Origin of the sequence: Quadrisphaera granulorum (assembly GCF_003149145.1) — a bacterium.
GTDB classification, from domain to species: domain Bacteria; phylum Actinomycetota; class Actinomycetes; order Actinomycetales; family Quadrisphaeraceae; genus Quadrisphaera; species Quadrisphaera granulorum.
Window position 1 is genome coordinate 116,499 of the sequence record NZ_QGDQ01000010.1, and the last position, 22,884, is coordinate 139,382.

The 22,884-nt window shown below is 72.7% G+C and carries 19 protein-coding genes; 14 read left to right on the plus strand and 5 right to left on the minus strand.

The window, feature by feature from the left end; all coding sequences use genetic code 11:
- The first annotated feature begins 63 nt into the window (after nt 1-63).
- The gene (locus tag BXY45_RS09780) at nt 64-288 is read left to right on the plus strand and encodes a hypothetical protein (protein ID WP_109774133.1); all 225 of its coding nucleotides are present in this window, start codon (nt 64-66) and stop codon (nt 286-288) included.
- A 43-nt stretch (nt 289-331) separates the two neighbouring features.
- Here BXY45_RS09780 and BXY45_RS09785 read toward each other — a convergent pair whose 3' ends face one another.
- Complete coding sequence (locus BXY45_RS09785) at nt 332-1,306, minus strand: alanine racemase (RefSeq protein ID WP_109774134.1); 975 nt, start codon at nt 1,304-1,306, stop codon at nt 332-334.
- Between the two features lie 102 nt (nt 1,307-1,408).
- On the opposite strand from BXY45_RS09785, the gene BXY45_RS09790 reads away from it, so the two are divergent.
- The 6 genes from BXY45_RS09790 to BXY45_RS09815 all read left to right on the plus strand — a co-directional run bounded on the left by BXY45_RS09790 (nt 1,409) and on the right by BXY45_RS09815 (nt 10,108).
- Entirely contained in the window at nt 1,409-2,995 is a 1,587-nt protein-coding gene (locus BXY45_RS09790; RefSeq protein ID WP_109774135.1) for a methyl-accepting chemotaxis protein, read from the plus strand.
- Nucleotides 2,996-3,091: 96 nt separating this feature from the next.
- On the plus strand, nt 3,092-4,294 hold the full coding sequence (locus tag BXY45_RS09795; RefSeq protein WP_211319417.1) for an NAD(P)/FAD-dependent oxidoreductase: 1,203 nt from the start codon (nt 3,092-3,094) through the stop codon (nt 4,292-4,294).
- 31 nt (nt 4,295-4,325) lie between these two features.
- Complete coding sequence (hglS, locus tag BXY45_RS09800) at nt 4,326-5,774, plus strand: 2-oxoadipate dioxygenase/decarboxylase (protein WP_172601936.1); 1,449 nt, start codon at nt 4,326-4,328, stop codon at nt 5,772-5,774.
- A 91-nt stretch (nt 5,775-5,865) separates the two neighbouring features.
- Nucleotides 5,866-7,404: an L-piperidine-6-carboxylate dehydrogenase gene (gene amaB / locus BXY45_RS09805; RefSeq protein WP_109774137.1), complete on the plus strand. Its 1,539-nt coding sequence runs from the start codon at nt 5,866-5,868 to the stop codon at nt 7,402-7,404.
- A gap of 152 nt (nt 7,405-7,556) precedes the next feature.
- Complete coding sequence (locus tag BXY45_RS09810) at nt 7,557-8,705, plus strand: Glu/Leu/Phe/Val family dehydrogenase (RefSeq protein ID WP_109774138.1); 1,149 nt, start codon at nt 7,557-7,559, stop codon at nt 8,703-8,705.
- Nucleotides 8,702-10,108, plus strand: a complete 1,407-nt coding sequence (locus BXY45_RS09815) for an FAD-binding oxidoreductase (RefSeq protein WP_211319418.1) — start codon at nt 8,702-8,704, stop codon at nt 10,106-10,108. The genes BXY45_RS09810 and BXY45_RS09815 overlap by 4 nt, the downstream gene beginning before the upstream one ends.
- A gap of 47 nt (nt 10,109-10,155) precedes the next feature.
- Here BXY45_RS09815 and BXY45_RS09820 read toward each other — a convergent pair whose 3' ends face one another.
- The 3 genes from BXY45_RS09820 to BXY45_RS09830 form a co-directional block, all read right to left on the minus strand.
- The gene (locus BXY45_RS09820) at nt 10,156-11,358 is read right to left on the minus strand and encodes a pyridoxal phosphate-dependent aminotransferase (protein ID WP_109774139.1); all 1,203 of its coding nucleotides are present in this window, start codon (nt 11,356-11,358) and stop codon (nt 10,156-10,158) included.
- On the minus strand, nt 11,351-11,998 hold the full coding sequence (locus BXY45_RS09825; RefSeq protein WP_170131424.1) for a GntR family transcriptional regulator: 648 nt from the start codon (nt 11,996-11,998) through the stop codon (nt 11,351-11,353). Before BXY45_RS09825 ends, BXY45_RS09820 begins: the two co-directional genes overlap by 8 nt.
- A 137-nt stretch (nt 11,999-12,135) precedes the next feature.
- Complete coding sequence (locus BXY45_RS09830; RefSeq protein WP_170131425.1) at nt 12,136-14,151, minus strand: FAD-dependent oxidoreductase; 2,016 nt, start codon at nt 14,149-14,151, stop codon at nt 12,136-12,138.
- A gap of 231 nt (nt 14,152-14,382) precedes the next feature.
- Here BXY45_RS09830 and BXY45_RS09835 point away from each other — a divergent pair, with 231 nt between their 5' ends.
- The 7 genes from BXY45_RS09835 (at nt 14,383) to BXY45_RS09865 (ending at nt 21,863) form a co-directional block, all read left to right on the plus strand.
- On the plus strand, nt 14,383-15,372 hold the full coding sequence (locus BXY45_RS09835; protein WP_109774142.1) for an ornithine cyclodeaminase family protein: 990 nt from the start codon (nt 14,383-14,385) through the stop codon (nt 15,370-15,372).
- Between the two features lie 80 nt (nt 15,373-15,452).
- A complete protein-coding gene (locus BXY45_RS09840; protein ID WP_109774201.1) occupies nt 15,453-16,250 on the plus strand; it encodes an ATP-binding cassette domain-containing protein in 798 nt (265 codons plus the stop codon).
- A gap of 3 nt (nt 16,251-16,253) precedes the next feature.
- Entirely contained in the window at nt 16,254-16,892 is a 639-nt protein-coding gene (locus tag BXY45_RS09845; RefSeq protein ID WP_109774143.1) for an amino acid ABC transporter permease, read from the plus strand.
- Nucleotides 16,889-17,548 (plus strand): amino acid ABC transporter permease, encoded by a 660-nt coding sequence (locus BXY45_RS09850; protein ID WP_109774144.1) that lies wholly within the window; start codon nt 16,889-16,891, stop codon nt 17,546-17,548. The genes BXY45_RS09845 and BXY45_RS09850 overlap by 4 nt, the downstream gene beginning before the upstream one ends.
- Before the next feature lie 80 nt (nt 17,549-17,628).
- A complete protein-coding gene (locus BXY45_RS09855; RefSeq protein WP_170131426.1) occupies nt 17,629-18,501 on the plus strand; it encodes a substrate-binding periplasmic protein in 873 nt (290 codons plus the stop codon).
- Nucleotides 18,502-18,547: 46 nt separating this feature from the next.
- Entirely contained in the window at nt 18,548-19,831 is a 1,284-nt protein-coding gene (locus BXY45_RS09860; RefSeq protein ID WP_109774146.1) for an NAD(P)/FAD-dependent oxidoreductase, read from the plus strand.
- 52 nt (nt 19,832-19,883) lie between these two features.
- Entirely contained in the window at nt 19,884-21,863 is a 1,980-nt protein-coding gene (locus tag BXY45_RS09865) for an oxidoreductase (protein ID WP_109774147.1), read from the plus strand.
- A gap of 5 nt (nt 21,864-21,868) precedes the next feature.
- On the opposite strand, the gene BXY45_RS09870 is transcribed toward BXY45_RS09865, so the two are convergent.
- Nucleotides 21,869-22,678 (minus strand): IclR family transcriptional regulator, encoded by an 810-nt coding sequence (locus BXY45_RS09870; RefSeq protein ID WP_211319419.1) that lies wholly within the window; start codon nt 22,676-22,678, stop codon nt 21,869-21,871.
- Between the last annotated feature and the right edge of the window lie 206 nt (nt 22,679-22,884).

Sequence of the window (22,884 nt, forward strand, 5' to 3'; positions counted from 1 at the left end):
GACAGATGTTAGTACGAATGCCCAATAAAGCCCCCAGCGTCATCCGTTCGCGAAGGAGCGACCATGACCCCCCGCTACGACCTGTCAAAGATCAAGCTTGGCAAGCTGCTGACCGACCCGGAGGCCGAGGCGATCGTGCTCGACGTCATCCCCGACCTGCGCAAGAGCCCGACCTTCCTGGTGGCCAAGACCCTCACCGCCAGCGCGGCGCTCACGCTGGCGCAGGCCCAGATCGGCGCCGAGAAGACCGAGGAGCTGCGCCGCCGCGTCACCGCCCTGGAGGCGTGAGGCAGGTGAGCCGCGTGCACATGGCGGCGCACCCCTCGCCGCCTCAGGTGTTGGCGCCGCGCGCGGCCACCGGCCAGCGGTCCACGATCGAGCCGCCGGCGACGGCGACCAGCTCGTCGGCGAGGTTCACCGCGACGCACACGTGGTTGGGCACCACCCTCACGACGTCGCCGACCGCGGGCACCACGGCGCCGTCGGGGAACTGCGCTGTCGCATGGTGCTCCGAGAGCGCCACGATCCTGGCGTCGAGGTGGTCCAGCAGCCGTCCGCCGCCGCTGACCCACCCGGGCTGGTCTCCGCCGAGCACCTTGCTGCCCGCGTCGAGCACGATGCGCTGCCCACGGCGGCTCACCACCGTGGAGTGCGCCCACAGCGCAACGTCGCCCCAGTCGCAGGTGCCGAGCTCGGCCTGCTGGGCGTCGTTGAAGAGGTAGACGCCGGGGCGCACCTCGGTGAGCGCTCCGGGGTCGGCGCTGGCTGCCGTCGGAGTGGAACCCCCGCTGACGACGGCGACGGTCAGGCCCGCGCGACGCAGACCGTCGACCGCGAGACTCAGCGCCACGGCCTCGTCGGCGGCTGCCTGGGCGCGCGCCCCGGGTGAGTAGCCGTGCCCGGGGAAGGTGAAGACTCCGGCCACCCGCAGCCCGACGCGGGCAGCTGCGAGCGCGACCTCTGCTGCCGCGCCTGGCTCCACGCCACTGCGGTGGTGCCCGCTGTCGACCTCGACGAGCACCTGCGCCGCCGTCCCCGCCAACGCGGCGCCCAGCGCGCGGGCGCCCTCGGCGGTGTCGACGCCGACGCGCAGACTCGCCCGCTCCGCCACGGCCCGCAGCCGCCGTCCACGAGACGCCGAGGCCCACAGGGGGTAGGCGATGAACAGGTCGTCGAAGCCGGCTGCGGCGAAGATCTCGGCCTCGCTGACGGTGGCCACCGTCAGGCCGACGGCCCCCGCGGCCAGCTGCCGCTGCGCGAGCTGCAGGCACTTGTGCGTCTTGGCGTGCGGCCGCAACGCAGCCAAGGCTCAGTCTTCGTGCCCCCAGACTCAAGGTCGACGTATCCCGGTCGATGGGCACGGAGAACCGCTGACCCCGCTGACACCCTGAGCCTCCGGGAGGCCCCCGTGCTCCGCCTGTTCGCCGACCTCAAGGTCGCCCACAAGCTCTACGCCGGCTTCGCCGTCGTCTGCCTCCTGCTGGGAGTGATCAGCACCGTCGCGCTGGTCCGCCTCAACCAGGCCCAGGACAACCTCAAGGTCCTTTCCGAGAGCGGCGTCGCGTCCGTGGACGCCTCCGGAGACACCATTGCGGCGTTCCGCCTGGTGCGTCTGGACATCGTGGCTGTCGCACTCGCCCCGGACGAAGCGAGCACCGCGCAGGCTGTGAAGGACGCCCAGGCCGCGGAAGTCGCACTGGACCAGCAGTGGAAGGACTACCTGGCCACCTTCCCCGCCAGCACCCCCACCCAACAGCAGGCCTACACGTCCGCACTGGCGACCTACCGCAAGATCGCCGAGGAGCTCATGCCTGCCGCCGAGGCCAGCGACCTCGCGACCTTCACGGCGGGCCGAAAGGCGAAGCTGACCCCCGCCGCGAAGGTGGTGGAGGCCGCGCTCCAGGACATCCAGAAGACCGAGAACGACGCCGCTGACCAGATGGCCGCCGACGGTGAGGCCGCGTACAAGTCGGCCGTGGCCGTGCTCGTGGGCTGCTCGGTGCTGGCGCTGCTGCTGGCGGTGGCCATCGCCGTGGTGGTGGCCCGCTCGGTGACCAAGCCCCTGGCGGCAGTGGTCCGGATCATGGGCGGCATGGCCGCCGGCCGCCTCAACGAACGCCTGGGCATGACCCGCAAGGACGAACTAGGTCAGCTGGCCGCCTCGACCGACGCCTCCCTGGACGCCCTCGCAGGCGCCGTGCGAGAGATCCGCGACGAGGCCGCCGCGCTGGCGTCGTCGTCGTCATCGCTGAGCAGCGTGTCGTCGCAGCTGTCCGCCAGCGCCGAGGAGGCCGCCGCACAGACCGTGCTGGTCTCGGCGGCCACGGAGGAGGTCAGCGCGTCGATCGCCACGGTCGCTGCCGCCGGCGAGGAGATGACCGCCGCGATCACCCAGATCGCGACCGCCACCAGCGAGGCCTCCCAGATGGCGTCCTCCGCCGTCAACGCCGCGGGCTCGGCCGGCGGCGCGATCGAGCGGCTCGGGGTGTCCAGCAAGGAGATCGGCGACGTCGTCAAGCTCATCACCTCCATCGCCGAGCAGACCAACCTCCTCGCCCTCAACGCCACCATCGAGGCCGCACGCGCCGGTGAGCTGGGCAAGGGCTTCGCCGTCGTCGCCGGTGAGGTCAAGGAACTGGCCCGCCAGACCGCGCAGGCCACCGACGAGATCATCGGCAAGGTCACCGCCACGCAGGGCGACGCCTCCGCCGCCGCGGCGGCCGTCACCGAGATCGGTGACGTCATCGGCCGGATCGACGCCGTGCAGGCCACCATCGCCGCCGCTGTGGAGGAACAGTCCGCCACGACCTCGGAGATGGTCCGCAACGTCACCGAGATCTCCACCGGCAGCAACGAGATCTCCGCGAACATCTCCAGCATCGCGGCGGGCACGCAGCAGAACCGCGAGGGCGCCGGCAACACGGCCTCCACCGCGGAGTCGCTGGCCGGCTCGGCCGCGCGGCTGCAGGAGCTGACGGGTCGCTTCACCCTCTGACGCACGGGGCGCCGCCCCGGAATCATCAGGATCTCTGACGACAGACTCCAGAGATCATCGATGGTGCCTGATGCTGGGGAGCTGCATGCTGATGCCGTGCAGCTCCCCACATCAGCCCAGGTCGTCGTGATCGGCGGCGGGGCCCTCGGGCTCGCCGCGGCCGACGAGATGGCGCGCGCCGGGCTCGACGTCCTCGTCCTGGAGCGTGACCAGCTCGGCTCCGGTTCCTCGGCCAAGCCGTACGGCGGCGTGCGCGCCACCTTCTCCGACCCCGGCAACATCGCCCTCGGCCAGCGGGGCCTGGAGAAGTACGCCCGCCTGCACGAGGCCACCCCGGGCGGCGTCGGCCTGGCCCGCGTGGGTTACCTCTTCTGCGCCCGCACCGAGGCCGAGGCACTGGCCCTGGAGGTCAGCACCGAGCTGCAGCGCTCCATGGGATCCGACGCGGAGGTCATCAGCCCGGCGCGTGCCGCCGAGCTGAACCCCTACCTCGACCCGTCGGTGCTGGTGTCGGCGTCGTTCTCCCCGCAGGACGGCTACGCCCAGCCTTCCCTGGCCGTCGCCGCGTGGGCTGCCAGCGCCCGGGCGCTCGGCGCGCGCGTCGTCGAGGGCGTCAAGGTCACCGGCATCGAGACGATCGACGACGGCAATCACCGCCGCGTGGTCGGCGTGACCACCACCGCCGGTCCCACCAGCTCGACAAGCACCGTGCGCTGCGAGCACGTCATCGTCGCTGCTGGTGCCTGGTCGCGCAGCGTGGGAGAGATGGCCGGCATCGACGTCCCCGTCGAGCCCGTCCGGCGCCAGATCGCCTTCGCCGACGTGCCCGCGGGCACCCCTGGCGGCGCGGGCGGACGTCCACTGCCCTTCACCCTCGACCTGTCGACCACCTTCTACGTGCACGGCTCCCCCGAGGGCCTGCTGCTCGGCATCTCCGACGCCGGGCAGGTCCCCGGCTTCGGCCGCGACTACGACGACTCCTGGGTCCCCGTCTTCGACGCCGCTGCCGCCGTCGTCGCCCCATCCCTGGTGGGGCTGCCTCTGCGCGACGGCTGGGCGGGCCTGTACGAGAACACCCCCGACCACAACGCCCTCATCGGTGAGTCCGCCCACGTGGCCGGACTCGTGCTCGCGACAGGCTTCTCCGGGCACGGCTTCCTGCAGGCGCCGGCGGTCGGGGAGGTGGTGCGCGACATCGTGCTCGGGCACACGCCCGAGCTTGACGTGTCCGGGTTCTCACCGGAGCGCTTCGCGCCGCAGTCGGCAGCCCCCCTGCTGCGCGAAGTGCACATCATCTGATGGGCTGGGTCATGAGTCTGGGAGGACACCGATGACGACGACGACGACGCTGGTGCGCGGTACCGAGCTGCGCGCGCGCTTCGCGGTGGCGCTCGCGGAGATGTACGGCGCGGAGGTCCCCGCCTACACCACGCTGGTCGAGGTCAGCCGTGCGGTGAACGCCGACGTGGCTGCGGCCCGCGGCGCGGACGCCGAGAGGCTGGGGTCGCTGGAGCGCGTCACCGCGGAGCGTCACGGCGCCATCCGCGTCGGCTCCCCCCGTGAGCTGGAGCAGGTGGGCCGGGTCTTCGCGGCGTTCGGCATGCACCCGGTGGGCTTCTACGACCTGCGCGACGCCTCGGCCTCGTCCGTGCCGGTGGTGTCGACGGCGTTCCGGCCCGTCGACCCTGCCGAGCTGGCCGAGAACCCGTTCCGCGTGTTCACCTCGATGCTCGCCGTCGACGACGCCCGCTTCTTCGACGCGCCCACGCGGCAGCGCCTCGAGCGCTTCGTCGAGGAACGGCACCTGTTCAGCGACGAGCTGCTGGCCCTGGCCGACCGCGCCGCCGCCGAGGGCGGCCTGCCCACGGCCGAGGCTGACGAGCTGCTGCGCCTGGCCACCGACGCCTTCCGACTGTCCACTGAGCCGGTGGACCGTGCCTGGTACACCCACCTGGAGAAGATCTCCGCGGTAGCCGCGGACATCGGCGGCGTGCCCGCCACCCACATCAACCACCTCACGCCGCGCGTGCTGGACATCGACGAGCTGTACCGGCGGATGTCCGAGCGCGGCATCACGATGATCGACGAGGTGCAGGGCCCGCCCGCGTGGGAGGGCCCCGACGTACTGCTGCGCCAGACGTCCTTCCGGGCGCTGGCCGAGGAGCGGACCTTCCGCGAGGCAGACGGCTCGGTGGTGACCGGTGCGCTGCGGGTGCGCTTCGGTGAGGTGGAGCAGCGCGGCATCGCGCTGACCGCGGCCGGGCGCGACCTGTACGACAGGCTCGTGGCCGAGGTCGACGCCCGCCGCGCGGGCCTGGTGCCCGGTCACGAGAGCGACGGCCATGAGAACGACAGCCAGCGCACCCGGGTCGAGGTCGCCCTCGACGTGTGGCGCCGGCACCTACCGCGCGCTGAAGCCGACCTCGTGCTCGCCGGCCTGGCGTGCGGCGAGGTGCGGCTCGTCGAGGGCGCGCTGCTGCCCGCATGCGAGGCCGACCGTTCGTTCTCGCTGGCCGCGCTGGTGGAAGCCGGCGCCGTCGTCGTCGACCCGATCGTCTACGAGGACTTCCTGCCGCGCAGCGCGGCCGGGATCTTCCAGTCCAACCTCACCGACGCCGGCACCAAGGACGTCGAGCTGGACGGCGCCGACTACGACGCCGACCGCCTCTCCGCGATCCTCGGGAAGACCGTGCTCGACCCGATCGAGCTCGCCACCGCGCAGATGCAGCGCTCGGTGGACGCCCTGTCCGCCCAGCTGAAGACCCCCATCACCCACTGACCCCCTCCCCCGCGACGATCAAGGAAGTTGTGCACGCCGTCGTGTGCAGAACTTCCTTGATCGTCGCCGGGAGTTCTCGAGAGGACCTGACATGACTGCCCTGACCGGAACCATCCCCGCCGCCGGCACGCTCGCTGCGGACGTCGCCGCGGCGCTCGACGCGCTCGGCGTGGACAAGGCCCTGCTGTCCGGCGCCCACGAGTGCCGCTCGCCCATCACCGGCGAGGTGCTCGCCCACACCCCCGAGCACACCGCCGCCGACGTCGAGGCCGCCATCACCACCGCCGCCGAGACGTTCCTGACCTGGCGTGACGTGCCCGCCCCCGTGCGCGGCCAGCTCATCAAGCGCTGGGGCGAGCTGCTCACCGAGCACAAGGAGCACCTGGCCACCCTCGTGCAGGCCGAGGTCGGCAAGATCCGCTCCGAGGCCCTCGGCGAGGTCCAGGAGATGATCGACATCTGCGACCTGGCCGTCGGCCAGAGCCGCCAGCTGTTCGGCAAGACCCTGCCGTCCGAGCGCCCCGGTCACCGCCTCGCCGAGACGTGGCACCCGCTGGGCGTGGTCGGCGTCATCAGCGCCTTCAACTTCCCCGTGGCCGTCTACGCCTGGAACACCGCTCTCGCGCTGGTCTGCGGCGACACCGTGGTGTGGAAGCCCGCCGAGACCGCCTACCTGTGCGCCCTGGGCACCGACGCGCTGCTCGCCAAGGCCGCGGCCGAGGTCGGCGCCCCCGCCGGCCTGCACCCGCTGGTGCTGGCTGACCGTGTCGCCGGGCAGGCGCTGGTCGACGACGAGCGCGTCGCGCTGGTCTCGGCCACCGGCTCGGTCCGCATGGGCCGCGAGGTCGCCCCCCGCGTCGCCGCCCGCTTCGGGCGTGCGCTGCTGGAGCTGGGCGGCAACAACGCCGCCATCGTCGCCCCGAGCGCCGACCTCGACCTGGCGCTGCGCGGCATCGTCTTCGCCGCCGCCGGCACCGCCGGTCAGCGCTGCACCACGCTGCGCCGCCTCATCGTGCACCGCTCCATCGCGGACGACCTGGTCAAGCGCATCGCCGCGACCTACGAGGGCCTGCCGATCGGCAGCCCCACCGCCCCCGGCGTGCTCGTCGGCCCGCTCGTCTCGCAGGCCGCCTACGCCGCCCAGCAGGACGCGCTGGAGCAGGCTGTGGCCCAGGGCGGCGAGGTCGTCGCGGGCGGCAAGCGTGTGCTGGCCGACGAGGCCCCCGGCGCCTTCTACGTGGAGCCCGCCGTCGTGCGGATGCCCGCGCAGACCTCGGTGGTGCAGGAGGAGACCTTCGCGCCGATCGTGTACGTGCTCACCTACGACACCTTCGACGAGGCCATCGCCCTCAACAACGGCGTGCGCCAGGGCCTGTCCAGCGCCGTCTTCACCCGTGACCTGGAGGAGGCCGAGCGCTTCCTCTCGGCCGGCGGGTCCGACTGCGGCATCGCCAACGTCAACATCGGCACCTCCGGCGCCGAGATCGGCGGCGCCTTCGGTGGGGAGAAGGAGACCGGCGGCGGCCGCGAGTCCGGCACCGACTCCTGGCAGGCGTACATGCGCCGCGCCACCAACACGGTCAACGCCTCCGGCCAGCTGCCACTGGCTCAGGGCGTCGAGTTCGTCTGACGGTCAGGTTCCTGCTGACCGCGGCGCCTTCCGCCGCGGTCAGCAGGAACCACCCGCCACGGGCGGCACGCGAGAGCGATGCGGGCCCGGCTTCTGCCCTGCCGTGACACCGCACAGCCCCTCGCAGCAGCCTCAGCCCGAAGGAGACCGCCGTGTCCGACGCCCTGTCCCTCATCGACGAGTGGGGACCGGAGAGGGTGGTGGTCGTCTCCGACCGTCGCACCGGCATGCGCGGGGTGCTCGTCATCGACAACACCGCCCGGGGCACCGGCAAGGGCGGCACCCGGATGAGCCCCACGCTGACCGTCAGCGAGGTGGCCCGCCTGGCGCGCACCATGACGTGGAAGTGGGCCGCCGTCGACCTATTCCACGGCGGAGCCAAGGCCGGCATCCTCGGCGACCCCCGCGGCCGGGACAAGGAGGCCGTGCTGCGCGCCTTCGCGCGGGCGCTGGCCCGGGAAGTCCCTGCCGACTACGTCTTCGGTCTCGACCTGGGACTGTCCGAGGACGACGCCGCGGTGCTCGTCGACGAACTGGGCAGCCGCGGGGTGGCCACCGGACTGCCCCGTTCCCTGGGGGGACTCCCCTACGACGAACTCGGCGTGACCGGCTACGGCGTGGCCGAGGTGACCGACGAGGCCTGTGCCATCTCGGGTACGCCCCTGGACGGCGCTCGGGTCGCCATTCAGGGCTTCGGGGCGGTCGGGCGCGCCGCTGCACGGCGCTTCACCGAGCTGGGCGCCGTCGTCGTCGCCGTCTCTACGGCCAGCGGTTGGGCTCACGACCCGGACGGGCTCGACGTCCCGGACCTCGTGGCGGGGGCTCAGGCGCACGGTGACGACGTGGTGCGCCTGCACCGGTCGTTCTCCGCGCAGGCCCACGAGCTGCTGCTCGTCGACACCGACGTGCTCGTCCCGGCAGCGCGTGAGGACACCGTGGGTGTCGAGATCGCGCGAGCCACCGCTGCGCGGCTGGTGGTAGAGGGCGCCAACCTGCCGACCTCGCCGGCAGCGCGGGAGGTGCTCCACGCCCGAGGCGTGGTGGTGGTGCCCGACTTCATCGCCAACGCCGGCGGCATCGTGGCAGCCGCCCACTCCACAGACGCTCGCCTCTCGCCCTTCGTCGTCGAACCCGAGCGCGTCTTCACCATGATCTCCCGGCGCCTGCGCGACAACACCCGCCGCACGCTGTCCGACGCCCAGCACCGCGACGTCACCCCGCGCCAGGCGGCGCTGGACCTGGCCCAGTCACGCGTGCTGGCGGCGATGACGGCGCGCCGTTCCCTGGCAGGGCAAGGGTGAGCGCCCTCAGCAGCACCGCCCAGCGGTCAGATCCTGTGCCGCCGCACCTGGCTGAGCTCGTCGGTGAACTCGTCGGTGAGCTGGGGCCACGCGTGCTGCTGGACCCCGCCCAGCTCGCCGAGCACAGCCGCGACGCCTCCCGCGCCCAACCTGTCGGCGCAGCGCTGGCCGTGGTGGCTGCCACCTGCACTGACGACGTCTCCGCTGCGCTGCGGTGGGCGAGCCGCCACCGCGTGAAGGTCTCGGTGCGCGGCGCAGGCAGCGGGCTGGCCGGTGGAGCCGTGGCCTACCCGGACGGGCTCGTCATCTCCACCGCGGCGATGCGCCGGATCGTGCACCTGGACCCCGAGGCCATGCTGGTCGACGTCGAGGCAGGGGTCGTGACGGCCGATGTCGATGCCGCAGCCGCGGAGCACGGTCTGATGTACGCCCCCGACCCGGCCAGCCACCGCTGGTCGACCATCGGAGGCAACATCGCCACCAATGCGGGTGGCCTGCGCTGTGTTCGCCACGGGGTAACAGCCGACCATGTCGCAGCCCTGGAGGTGGTGCTCGCCAGCGGCGACGTCATCCGCACCGGGGCCCGCACCCGCAAGGACGTCGTCGGCTACGACCTCACCCGACTCTTCGTCGGGTCGGAGGGGACCCTCGGTGTCGTCACCGGCGCCACCCTGCGCCTCCGGCCCCGCCCCACCGGACCCGAACGGACCTTCCGGGCCGTCTTCGGGTCGCTCGTCGACGCCGGGCGGGCCGTGACGGCCCTCGCCGCGAGCGGCGCCCGCCCCGAGGTGCTGGAGCTGATGGACCGCGCCTCCGCGCTGGCCGTCGAGGCACACCACCCGACGGGTCTGGACCTGCGGGACTCGGCGGCGGTGCTCGTCGGCCAGTTCCTGGGCCGCAACGCCGAGCAGGACGCCCGGACAGCCGAGAGCGTCTGCCGCGCCCACGGGGTGCAGCGGGTCGAGGTCGCGCAAAGCGACGACCTGCTGGAGGCCCGACGGGTGGCGGGGCGGGTGCTCTCGGCGGCGGGGCTGCGCGTCTCGTGCGACGTCGGCGTCCCGGTGCCGCGCCTGGCCGAGATGTTCACCGCCATCGCGCAGATCAGCGCCGAGGAGGGCGTGCTGATGCCCACCTTCGCCCACGCCGGGGACGGCAACCTGCACCCCTCGGTCATCGTGGACGGCGACGACGACGCCGGTCGGGCGCACGCCGAGCACGTCCTGGACCGCGTGGCGGACGCGGCGCTGGCCCTGGGCGGCACGATCTCCGGCGAGCACGGGGTGGGCTCCCTCAAGCGGCACGCGCTGCCGCGTCAGCTCGACGACGCCACCCACGCCGCCCACCGGCTGGTCAAGGACGCCTTCGACCCGCTGGGCATCCTCACCCCGCAGCGCGCGGTGTGAGCGCTGCGCTGTCTCACCGCGGACGGCTGTCCGACCGCGGACGGCCCTCAGCGGAGGGCCGCCGCCTCCAGCTGGCGCTGACCACCGTCGGTGACGGCGTACCAGTCGGTCAGCCGCGTCACGCCCACCCGTAGGTCTTCCACGGAGCTGGCCAGGGACAGGCGCACGCTCGAACGCAGAACATCCCCGAACGCCGACCCGGGGGCGACGCCCACGCCGTGCTCGACGAGGTCCAGCGCCGCGCGACGGCTGTCCACGCCGTCGGCCAGGGGCAGCACCACGTAGAAGGCCCCGGTGGGGGTGAGCAGGGGGCGCCCCCCGGGGATCGGTCCGAGGGCGCTGACCAGCTGCTGCAGCACGGCGTCGCGGCGTGAGCGGTACTCCGCCACCATCGAGGCGACGACGTCCTGCGGTCCCTCCAGTGCCGCGACGGCCGCGGCCTGGGTGACGCTGGAGACGCACGAGAGCAGGGGCTCCTGCATCTGGGCCACGGTCGGGGCCAACCAGCGGGGCAGGGCGAGGTAGCCCACCCGCCAGCCGGTCATGGCGTAGGTCTTGGACAGGCTGTACACCCCGACGACGTCGTCGGCGCCGTAGGACACCGCCCGCGCCGCCTGGCCTTCGAACAGCACCTCGTCGTACACCTCGTCGGAGACGACGAGCACCCCGCGGGACCGGGCAAGGTCGACGACGGCGGCCACCACCTCCGGCGACCAGCACTCCCCCGTGGGATTGGACGGGGAGTTGATGACGACGGCGCGGGTGCGCTCCCCCATGGCCCGCTCGAGGGTCACGACGACGTCGTGCTCGTCGGCGCCGGGTTCCACGCGGTAGCGCACCGGGACGCCGCCGAGCAGGGTCACCTGCATCTCGTAGTTCGGCCAGGCGGGGTCGGGCACGAGCACTTCGTCGCCCGGGGAGACCAGCGCGGCGAAGACCGCGGCCAGGCCCTGGCCGGCGCCCTGCGAGATGACCACGCGGCTGGGCTCCACCTCGATGCCGGCCCGTGCGGCCAGCCGGCGGCGCACGGCCTCGACCAGCCGGGGCATCCCGGCGCTCTGCACGTACCCCGAACCGCGGTCAGCGGCCTGCGCGGCGGCTGCCCGGACGTGAGCGGGGGTGGGGAAGTCGGGTTCGCCGATCTCCATCCTCACCAGCCCCGGTCGGGTGATGGCCAGGGCGAGGACCTCGCGGATCCCGGAGCGCTGCACGCGCGTCGCCGATGTCGAGAGGCGGCGCGGGTCAGCCACGGGTCGGCTCCTTGAAGACAGGGGGGTTCGGAGGGGTGGAGCCGTGGGCCATGTGGTGACGCATGATCGATTCGGCGTCGGGGACGCGGTGCTCCACCACGGCGAGCAGCAGATCGTGGTGCTCGGCGGCAGAGGCCGCCAGGGAACCCTGTGCGACCAGGCGGCGCATGCCCTGGATCCGGGTCTGGTCACGCAGTCGGTCGACCATCAGCACCAGGCGCTGGTTGCCCAGCAGTTCGAGGAGCCCGAGGTGGAAGGCGCGGTCGCCGTCCAGGAAGGCCGGCAGGTCGGACTGCTCTGCCGCGGCCACGCAGCGCTCCGCTGCCTGCGTCAAGGCGGTGGCGGCGTCCTCGGGGATGCCGCGTTCGGCGAGCTGGGCCACCGCGGGCACCTCGATGAGCTCACGCAGCTGGTAGACCTCCGCGAGGTCGTGGTCGTCGAGCTGCACCACGCGGAAGCCCCGGTTCGGAACCACCTCCATGATCCCGCCGTGCACCAGCTCGAGGAGGGCGTCGCGCACCGGACTGTTGGAGACTTCCAGCTGGGCGGCGAGCGCTGTCGCGGAGAAGATCTCCCCGGGTTGCACCGCGCCGCTGACCAACGCGCGGCGGATGACGGCCATCGCGTGGTCCTTCAGCAAGGACCGCGAGGGTCGCGGCGGGGCCACGTCGGGCAGAGGCGGCAGCATGGTCCTGCCCATCCTGCCCCGGTGGCGCGCCCGTGAGCCCGCCACCAGCGCGGAAAGTCCCCCGTGCGGCGGGGCTGCGGGTTCGTTGATCACCATGTGGCCACCTCAACACCCACCCTGGCTCCTTCTGCCACGGCGTCCAGCAGGGTGCGCGGGGCCAGGGCATCACCGACGGCGCGCACCGGCACGTGCTGCGGGAGGGCTTCGCGCAGGGCCGTGACCAGGGAGCCTCTGGCGCTGCGCGCACCGGAGAGGACCAGCAGGTCGAAGGGCGCCAGCGGGGTCGCCTCGTCGGATTCGAGGTCGAGAAGCTCGTAGCGGTGGGCCCGGTCGAAGTCAGGGTCGGAGTCAGGGGCGAAGTCGGGGTCGGCCTTGCGCAGGGTCGCGGACCCCACCAGCGCCACCCCCGCCTGCTTCAGCCGACGGCGCACGAACCACACCTGCGTCGGGTCGACGCCGGCGGCGACCACCGGCAGGTCGGTGACGAGCTGCACCGACCAGCCCGCCGCGACCAGTGCCTCAGCGGCGGTCGGGGCGACGAAACCGCCCTCGGTGTCCAGCACCAGAGCCCTTCCGCTGCCGGAGGGCTGCGGTGCGGCCTCGATGACCTCGTCAGCGTCGCGAACGGTCAGAGCGGGGTCGTCCGCCCAGCGGTGCGCCCGCGGGCGGGATCCGGTGGCGACGACGACGGCGGCCGGGTCCAGGGCGAGCACGTCCTCCACGCCGGCGGCGTGACCACGGCGCACGTCGACACCTGCGGCGGCCAGCTCGGCGTCCGACCAGTCGAGCCACAGGTCCCACCGCTCGCGTCCGCGGCGTGCACCGGCGGTGCGGGCACGCCCGCCGGTCTCGTCCCTTTCCTCGAGGAGGACGACGTCGGCCCCGCGGCGGGCCGCGCGACGCGCCGCCTCCGCTCCGGCCGGTCCCCCGCCCACCACCACGACGCGCCGGCGGGCACCGGTGCGGGCTGCGTGCTCGGCGGCGGCTGCGTCGTCGTCCTCCTCCAGGTCCTGCTCTCGGATGCCCGGGTTAATGGAGCAGGCCATCGGAAGGGCGGAGTACAGCCGCCCGATGCATCCCTCGTTCAGGCTGGTGCAGGGGCGGGGCGCGCGGCCCTCGAGCAGCTTGGCGGGCAGGTCCGGGTCGGCGATGATCGCCCGGGTCATCGCGACCAGCGTCACGCCGTCCTCGCGGAGCGCCTTCTCGGCGGTGTCGGCGTCGAGGATGCGCCCGGCAGCGATGACGGGCAGGCCGGCGCGCCGGCCCATCCGCCCGGCGAGGGTGCCGTTGGCGTTCTCGGGCACCTCGTCACCGGGAACGAAGAACGAGGAGCTGCGGTCGGTAGCGCCCGTGCCGCCGGAGACGCTCAGGAGGTCGACGGCGCCGCCGGCGGTGATGGCGGCCAGCACCTCCAGCAGGTCGTCAGGTCCCATGCCCGCGGGCAGGTGCTGGTCAGCGGTGAGCCGGAAGCCCACGATGAAGTCGGGGCTGGTGGCCTCACGCACCGCGGCGAGCACCTCGCGGGCGAAGCGGGTGCGGTTCTCCAGCGAGCCTCCGTAGGCGTCACCGCGCTGGTTGATCGCGGGGTCGAAGAACTGCTCGATGAGGTGGCCGCCGAACGAGGTGACCTCGGCGCCGTCCCACCCGAGGTCCTGGAGACGGCGCGCGGAGGTGGCAAAGCGCCCTGCGATACGAGCCAGCTCAGGGGCTGACAGGACCACCGGCACCTCACGGTGCACCCCTTCGGGCTGGTCGGAGGCCCCCCGCAGCGGGATACCCGAGGTGACCGAGGTTCCGCGGCGGCCCATGTGCGTCATCTGCGACATCACCAGGGCGCCGTGCTCGTGGACGCCGTCTGCCAGGGCAGCGAAGGACGCGTCGTTGGTGGGGTCCCACAGCGAGATCGAGCCGTAGGAGGCGGCGGTGTCCGGGTCGACCGAGGCCGAACCAAAGGTCATGACCAGGCCGACGCCGCCGCGGGCCTTGCGCACGTGGTAGGCGACCTCGGCGTCGCTCAGGACGCCTCCGGCGCCCCACCCCGTGGCGTGCGGGGTGCTGACGATGCGGTTGCGCAGCTCGCGGCTTCCCACCCGGGTCGTGGACATGAGAAGCGGCCACCGCCCTGCACCCACCGGTGCGGGGGTCGCGAGGGGCGAGGTGGAGCTCGACATGAAGTCCTCCGGAGGTGGTTGACAAGAGCCGCTCAGTCCGCGACCTTGAGGCATCCCGATCGGTGATCGATCACCGGTCACCAGTTGTACCAGCCTCTGAGGCCACGGCCTAGGGGCTAGCTCGATTCACGACAGCCAGTGGACACGCGGAAGGAGGGCTTGACAGTGACCACGACGACGAGCGACAACTCGCCCTCTCGGCCCGCCTCCATCGACGCCGCGACCATCGAGCGGGCGCCACGCACGCCGTTGGTCGACGCGCTCCTGGAGTGCCTGCGGGCGGGCTTCGACCCCGAGCAGGACCCGCCCCGCACCTCCACTGCCGTCCCCTCCGGCCAGCTGCTGCTCATGCCCTCGGCAACCAGCTCCTGGGTCGGCACCAAGCTCGTCACGCTCGCTCCGGAGAACCCCGGCCGCGGCCTGCCCCTGATCCAGGGCACCTACGTGCTCTTCGACGGACTCACCCTCGCGCCGCACAGCCTCCTCGACGGCGCGGCACTCACCACCCTCCGGACCGCCGCGGTCTCCCTGCTGGCGCTGCGTCTGCTGGCCAGCGAGCCCCCGCGCCGAGCCGTCGTCATCGGCACCGGGGTCCAGGCCGCCGCGCACGTCGACGCGCTGCTGGAGTGCACCGGGGTGGAGCACATCGACGTCGTGGGACGCCGCCCCGGAGCCGCCACGCCGCTGCTGCAGGCGGCCCGCGATGCCGGGCGCACGGCCCGTGAGCTCTCCCCCGCCGAGGTCAACACGGTCACCGGGGCCGACGTCGTCGTCTGCGCCACCAGTTCCGCCACCCCACTGTTCGGCGCAGACCTGCTCGACGAGCGCACGACAGTCCTCGCGATCGGCAGCTACCAGCCGACCACCACCGAGCTGGAGCCCGCACTGGTGGGCCGCTCCCAGGTGGTGGTCGAGTCGATCGGGAGCGCGCTGCGCGAAGCCGGCGACGTGCTGATCGCCCGCGACGCCGGGCTGATGGACATCGCCGACCTCGTCACCCTCGCCGCGCTGGCCACCGGCGACGTCGCCCCGGACCCCACGCGTCCCCGCATCTTCAAGGGGACGGGCATGGCCTGGCAGGACCTCGTCTGCGCCGGGGCCATCGCCCCACAGTCCTGTCAGCGACCAACCCCCAGCACGGCGGTGACGACGTGACCGAGCACCCACCCACCCCGGAGGACCCCGTGGAGATCGTGCGAGACCCACAGACCCGAACCGGTAGCGACGCTGTGGACGTGCGAGCCAGCGCCCAGCCCACCGACCGCCTCGAGGTCAGCCGCAAGGGACCGCCGGTGGTCAGCCTGAAGGGCCTGAGCAAGCACTACGGCGAAAACGTCGTCCTGGACAAGGTCGACCTCGACGTCTCCGCCGGAGAAGTGGTCGCCATGGTCGGCCCCAGCGGCGCCGGCAAGAGCACCCTGCTGCGCTGCATCAACCTGCTCGAGGTCCCCGATGCCGGCACCGTCACCGTGGGCGACCAGTGCGTCGACGCCGGCAAAGAGGTCTCCGCCAAGGACGCGATGCGCCTGCGCCGCACCGCCGGCATGGTCTTCCAGTCCTTCAACCTCTTCCCGCACCTGACCGTGCTCCGCAACGTCTCCCTGGCCCAGGAGCGCGTGCTCGGCCGCTCCCGCGCCGAGGCCGACGCCCGCAGTATGGAGCTGCTCGAGCGCGTCCACCTGGCCCACAAGGCCGACACCTACCCCGCACGATCCTCCGGAGGGCAGCAGCAGCGCATCGCCATCGCGCGAGCCCTGGCCATGGACCCGCAGGTGATGCTCTTCGACGAGCCGACCTCGGCCCTCGACCCCGAGGTCGGCCTGGAGGTGCTCGCCGTCATGCGTGAGCTTGCCGAGTCGGGCATGACCATGATCGTGGTCACCCACGAGATCCCCTTCGCCCGCGACGTCTCCGACCGCGTCGTCGTCATGGCCGATGGCGGGATCATCGAGCAGGGCGAGCCGCACCAGGTGATCAACAACCCGCAGCACGAGCGCAGCCAGCGGTTCCTGCGCGCGGTCACGGAGCGCTGAGGCGTGGAGCACGTCTCAGCGGTGCTGCTCGGCGTCCCCTACACGCTGCTCGTCACGGTCGTCGCGCTGGCTATCGGCGCTGTCCTGGGGCTTCCCCTGGCACTCGCCCGCCGCTCCCCGCTCGCCGTGCTGAACGTTCCGGCACGCGTCGTCATCGACGTGCTGCGCGGCATCCCGCCGGTGGTGTGGCTGTTCATCATCTTCTTCGGCATCGGCAACCAGTTCGTGACGCTCGATCCGATCCAGGCCGGCTCCCTCGGCCTCGGGCTCATCTCTGCCGCCTACCTCGCCGAGATCTACCGCAGCGGGCTGGGCGCCGTGCACTCCGGCCAGTGGGAGGCCTCCAGCGCCCTGGGCCTGAGCCGCACCGACTCCATGGTTCGGGTGGTCGGACCGCAGGCGTTCCGGGTCGCTCTGCCTGCGGCCAGCACCTACGCGATCGGCCTCCTGAAGGACTCCTCGGTCGTGTCGGCGATCGGCGTCGCCGACATCGTCTTCCAGGCCACCGGCGACTCCCGCGCCACCGGCGCCGCCCTCGCGCCCTTCCTGGTGGCGGCCGCCATCTACATCCTGCTCGGAACCCCCCTGGCCATCGCTTCACGGCGGATGGACTCCCGGCTGCGCATGCGAGTCGCCCGATGAACGCCGACCTGCTCTCGAACTGGCTCGAATGGCTCCCCGACCTCGGCCGCGGCCTGCAGACCAGCGTGCTCCTCGCCGCGGTGAGCCTGGCGATCGGCATCCCGATCGGCCTGCTGCTCGCCGTCCTGGTCTCCTCCCGGCGAGCCGCCATCCGCATGCCCTCCATCGTGCTCGTCGAGATCGGCCGCGGTACTCCCGCCCTCGTCGTGCTGCAGCTGGTCTACTTCGGGCTTCCCAATGCGGGCCTGACCCTGGGTCCCTTCACCGCCGCCTCCGCGGCGTTGGCCTTGACCACCGCCGCCTACACCAGCGAGATCATCCGCGGCGGCCTGGAGGCAGTCCCCAAGGGCGAGGTCGAGGCCTCCCAGGCCCTCGGCATGAGCTACCGCGACACCATGCGCTTCGTCCTCATCCCGCAGGGGATGCGGATCGCGATCCCTGCGCTGGTCGGCTTCGGCATCCTCATGTTCCAGGCGACCTCGCTGGCCTTCACGATCAGTCTCCAGGAGCTGCTCAGCCGCGCCTACTCCATCGGCTCCAGCACCTTCCTGTACTTCCAGGTGCTGCTGCTGGCCGGCGTGCTCTACCTCGCCATCACCCTGCCCTCCGGATGGCTCACCGGCCGTCTGGAACGGCGCCTGTCTCGCCACCTCTGACCGATCTACCCCGGACCGCACCACCCGCTCCGCTGCTCTGCCCCCATGCCCGTACCCCTGACCGTCCTGGAGGTCCTGCCGTGAGCCGTCCCACCGCCCCTCGCCGCCACCGCGCTGTCGCCGGTCTCTTCGCGCTCTCCCTCGTCCCGGCTCTGGCGGCATGCGGAGGCGGCGACTCGAGCTCCTCCTCCGCGGCCTCGGGTGACTGCAAGCCCGCCCACACCTTCGACACCATCGACAAGGGGACGCTGACGGTCGGGGTGTACGACCTGCCCCCGTTCATCAGCACCACTGGCGAAGGCGGCATGAGCGGCATCGACGCTGACCTCATCCGCGAGGTGGCGAAGCTGGAGTGCCTCGAGGTGAAGCCTGTCAACACGTCCGCCGCGGCGATGGTTCCCGGCGTCCAGAACGGGCGCCTCGACGTCGGCATCGGTGACTGGTACCGCACGAAGGCGCGCGCGGAGATCATCAACCTCTCCGACCCGTTGTACCTCGACGACATGGCCATCGTGTCCAAGGACGGTATCGACACCGTCTCCGGCATGGAGGGCAAGACCGTCGGCACCGTCGATGGCTACCTGTGGGTGGAGGACCTCAAGAAGGTCCTCGGCGACAACCTCAAGCTCTACCCGTCCGGTGTCAACATGCAGCAGGACCTCAAGGCCGGCCGCATCGAGGTAGGCATCGACAGCTACGGGTCCGCCGTGGAGACCCTCAAGGGCGACACGACCCTGAAGATCGAGAAGGCCAAGCCCGACTCCCGGGTGGCAGCCTCGGAGCAGCCGGCACAGACCGGCTTCCTCCTCCCCAAGGACAACCAGGCGTGGGTCGACGCGGTCAACGCCGACATCGCCACCCTGCGCGAGAACGGCACGCTCGCGAAGGTGCTGACCAAGAACGGGCTGGACGCCTCGTCCGCCGACGTCGGCGACCCGCGCCTCATCGGCTGACCGGGCTGTCGAAGCCAGGGCGACATCTCAAGGGGAGAATCACACAGTGAGCGCACACCGCTGGACGGCCGAGGTGGTCGTGGTCGGAGCCGGAGCGATCGGCGCGGCCACGGCCCTGGAACTCGCCGGGCGCGGGCACGAGGTGCTCGTGCTCGAGCGCGGCGGAGGCTGGGCGGCGGAGTGCTCCTGGGGCAACGCCGGCCTGGTCTGCCCCAGTCACGCAGGGCCGTTCGCCACCCGCGCTGACCTCGGCAACGCGGCCCGGTGGATGACCCGCCCCGACAGCCCCCTCGGCATCGCCCCGGAACCGGCCCTGGCCGGTTTCCTCACCCGGCTGCTCGCGAGCACCCGCCCGTCGGTCCACCGGCGGGTGCTCGCGGCGTCGCGGGCGATGTGCCTGGACGCCCTCGAGGGACACCGCCGCCTGGCGGAGGCCCACGGCACCGGCCTGCAGCAGGTCGGGCTGCTCGACACCTACGAGACCCCGGAGCGGATGCAGGCGGCGACGGCTGCGGCTGCGGAGCACCGCAGCCGCGGCCTGCGCCCGGAGGTCCTCGACGACACCGCCGTCCGCGCTCTGGAGCCCGCTCTGGGCGCCCAGACCGTCGGCGGGGTGCTCTACCCCGACGAGGCGCACTGCGACCCGGTCTCGTTCGTCGAGGCGGTTGGCGGCGCGGCACTGACCGCCGGAGTGCGCCTGGAGACGGGCACCGACGTGCTCTCGCTGACCCCCGACGCCACCGGCTGCACCCTGGAGACCACCAGCGGCACCGTCCGTGCCGGCCGCGTGGTCGTCGCCGCCGGTACGGCCTCGGGGCGCCTGGTCGCGCCGCTCGGCACCTCCGTGTGCCTGCGCGGTGGCAAAGGATACGCCGTCGACCTCGCCGCCGAGGGGCGCGACGTGCCGGTGCGGCCGTTCATGCTGCAGGAGAGCCGTGTCGCCGTCACGCCTCTGGGCGACAGGCTGCGGCTCGCCGGGACCATGCAGTTCACCGCCGCCGACATGAGCATCGACAGGCGCCGGGTCGCCGGGATCCGGGGGCCGGCCGCCCGCCTGCTGCCGGGCTGGGCCGACGCGACCGTCGTGTCCGTGTGGGCCGGGCTTCGTCCATGCACACCCGACGGTCTCCCGCTGCTCGGCTGGGTCGACGAGCACCAGAAGGTCGCGCTGTCGAGCGGCCACGCGATGCTCGGCCTCACCCTGGCGCCGCTGGCTGCCGAGCAGGCAGCTGACCTGTTCGAGGGCAAGCCCGTGGCGTACGCCGAGCACCTCAGGGTCGACCGCTTCGCGCTCGGCCGCGGCCGGCGGCGCCCGGCCAGCGCGGTGTAGCTCCCCGCCGCCAGCAGTACCCCCAAAGCCCCCTCACGCAGGAGGACCGACCGTGGACCAGCAGTGGCGCATCGACGAGCCCGTCCAGGTGGGCCCGGTGACCCTCCCCCGCCGGGTTTTCCTACCGGCGCACCAGCCGGGCCTGGCTGAGGGCGGCAAGCCCGGTGAGCGGTACATCGCCTACCACCGCCAGCGGGCCCGCGCGGGAGCCGCGATGCAGATCACGGGGGCGACGCCGGTGGTGGCCTCCTCGCAGTGGTCGCAGATCTGCCTGTGGAACGTCGACGAGTCGATCGTGCCCGGCTACCAGGCGCTGGCGTCCGCGGTCCGCGCCGAAGGCGGGCGGATGCTGGCCCAGCTCGCGCACCCCGGCCCCACCGAGTACTCCGGGCCCGACGTCATCGGTCCCTCCCACGACGTCTCCGAGCCGACGCGGCAGGTGGTCGTCCCCGCGACCGTCGCGCAGCTCGCCCTGGTGGTGGAGCAGTACGCCGAGGCAGCCGACCGCTGCCGCCGCGGCGAGCTCGACGGCGTCGAGATCAGCATGGCCCACGGCATGCTGCTGGCCTCGTTCATCTCACCGCTCACCAACCACCGCGACGACGAGTTCGGCGGTGACGCCGAGCGGCGCCTGGAGCTACCCCGCCGCGTGCTGGCCGCCGTCCGTGAGGCCATCGGCCCTGACCTCGTGCTCGGGCTGCGTCTCGGCGTCGACGACATGGTCGACGGGGGCCTGCGCCCGGCCGAGGCTGCCCTCGTGGCACGCGCCCTGGAGCCCCAGGTCGACTACATCAGCGTCATGGTCGGCAACAACAACCGCCTCGAGGCGCGCGTGCAGCACTGGCCGCCGACGCCGGCTCCCCCCGGCACCTTCCGCGCCACCGCCCGCGTGATCCGCGAGGCGGTCACCAAGCCCGTCGCGGCCGTCGGCCGCGTGCTCAGCCTCGACCTGGCCAACGACATGGTCGTCGCCGGTGACGCCGACCTGGTGGGCATGGTTCGGGCGCAGATCGCCGACGGCGAGCTCATCTCGAAGTCGCGCGCAGGCCGGTCCCAGGATGTGCGGCCGTGCGTCGGCGCCAACGTCTGCGTCAACGGTCTGCTGGCCGACAAGCCCCTCGGCTGCATGGTCAACGCCGACGCGCGCACCTCCTCCGAGCTCGGGAGCGCCCCCCGTCTGGACGGCGCGCGAGCCGTCGTCGTCGGCGCCGGGCCCGCGGGACTGGAGTCCGCACGGCGGCTCGCCGAGCGCGGTGCGGCAGTCGTGCTGTTCGAGGAGCACCACGGGATCGGTGGGCAGCTGGCGCAGTGGGCGCAGGCACCCAGCCGCCAGGAGTTCTTCCGCTACGTGGAGTGGCAGCAGCGGCAGCTGGCAGCGCTCGGCGTCGACCTTCGCACCGGCGCACGCGCCACGGCGGCCGACGTCGTCGCCCTCTCCCCCGACCTCGTGGTGCTCGCCACGGGATCGCGCCAGGTCCGCACCGCCCCCGCGACCGACGACGGCTCCGTGTCGCTGCTCACACCCGCCGAGGCCTTCGAGGGACCGATCCCGACGACGACGGCGACGGCCGGCTCCGTCGTCGTTTACGACGAGATGGGCGAGCTCGACGCCGCGCTGATCGCCGAGTACCTGCACACGCAGGGTCTTGACGTCACACTCGTCACCTCGCGGATCCACGTGGGTGAGGGCGAGGGCATCAACACCCTGTTCACGATGCTCCGCGCCCTCGGCGACCGCGGGATCCGCCTCGTGGAGCGGCAGCGCCTGGTGGCCCTGCGCGGAGGACGCGCCGTGTTCGAGGGCGTCTTCGGCGGTGCCGGGCTGGAGCTCACCGCCGACGCCGTCGTCGGGTGGTCTGGCGGAGCGCCCGTGCTCGACCTGCGCGAGGAGCTGGGAGCCGCGGGTGTTCCGGTGGTCGTGATCGGTGACGCGCTGCGCCCGAGGCGGGTCACCGACGCCACCGTGGACGCCAAGCAGAGCACCGACGCGTGGCAACCAGCACGTACCGGAGCCTTCACAGCCCAGGTCTGACCAGCTCAGGTGCGGGTGGCTGAGGTGGGCTTGGGGGCTCCCAGGCGCCAGGAGGCGCGCGCCGCCGTCGCCAGCAGGCGCTCGGTGATGACGGACAGCGCGTCCTGGGTCATGCGGTAGGCCGGGCCACCGACGGTGAGCGCAGCCACCACGGCCCCGTCGGCCCCACGCACCGGTGCGCCCACGGCCACCAGGCCCACCTCGTGCTCCTCCTGGGCCAGGGACCACCCGCGGCTGCGGACCTGACGCAGGTCAGCCTCCAGAGCGCTGTGCTCGACGAGGGTGTGCTCGGTGAACGCCTTGAGGCCCGCACCGCACAGCTCGGCGAGCCGGTCCGCGGGCCACTCAGCCAGGAACACCTTCCCGGCGGCGGTGGCGTGCATCGGGCTGCGCTGCCCGACGTAGTCGCTGAGCGCCACGAACGAGCCACCCGCCGCCTGGTCGACGGTGGTGACGTCGACGTCGTTGCTGACCACCAGGTTCACGGTCTCGCCGACGGCCTCTGCCAGCTCGGCGCACAGCGGACGGCACAGCACCGCGACATCTCGCGAGACGGCCACGCCTGCGGCCAGCTGCACAATCGTCGGCCCCAGCCGGTAGGGGCCTCGCGGCTCGTCCTGGGCCACCACGCCACGGATCTCCATCGTGGTCAGCAGGCGGTAGACGGTGGCTCGGTGCATGCCCACCTCAGCGGCCAGGTCCGCCAGCCCCAGAGCGCCACGGGACGCAAGGGCCTGCAGCAGGGAGATGGCGCGATCGACGGACTGCACCGTGTTGTCGCGCGCGGCGCTCTCCGCCGGGTCCTCGTCTCGCATAGCGGAACCGTAGAGGCGCCTCGAGGCGCCCGGCCATGACAGCTCCCCGGGGTCACCCGTATCCCCTTGACAGCCGGCGTCCGTCACCACACGATCAGTAAACTCGCAGAGCGAGACTGTTTCGTACTGCGAGCGTCATCTCCACCGTCGACACCGCCGTCGACCGCCCACAGCCCCCGCCAGCCCCTGCCCGGTTCCTCACCGGC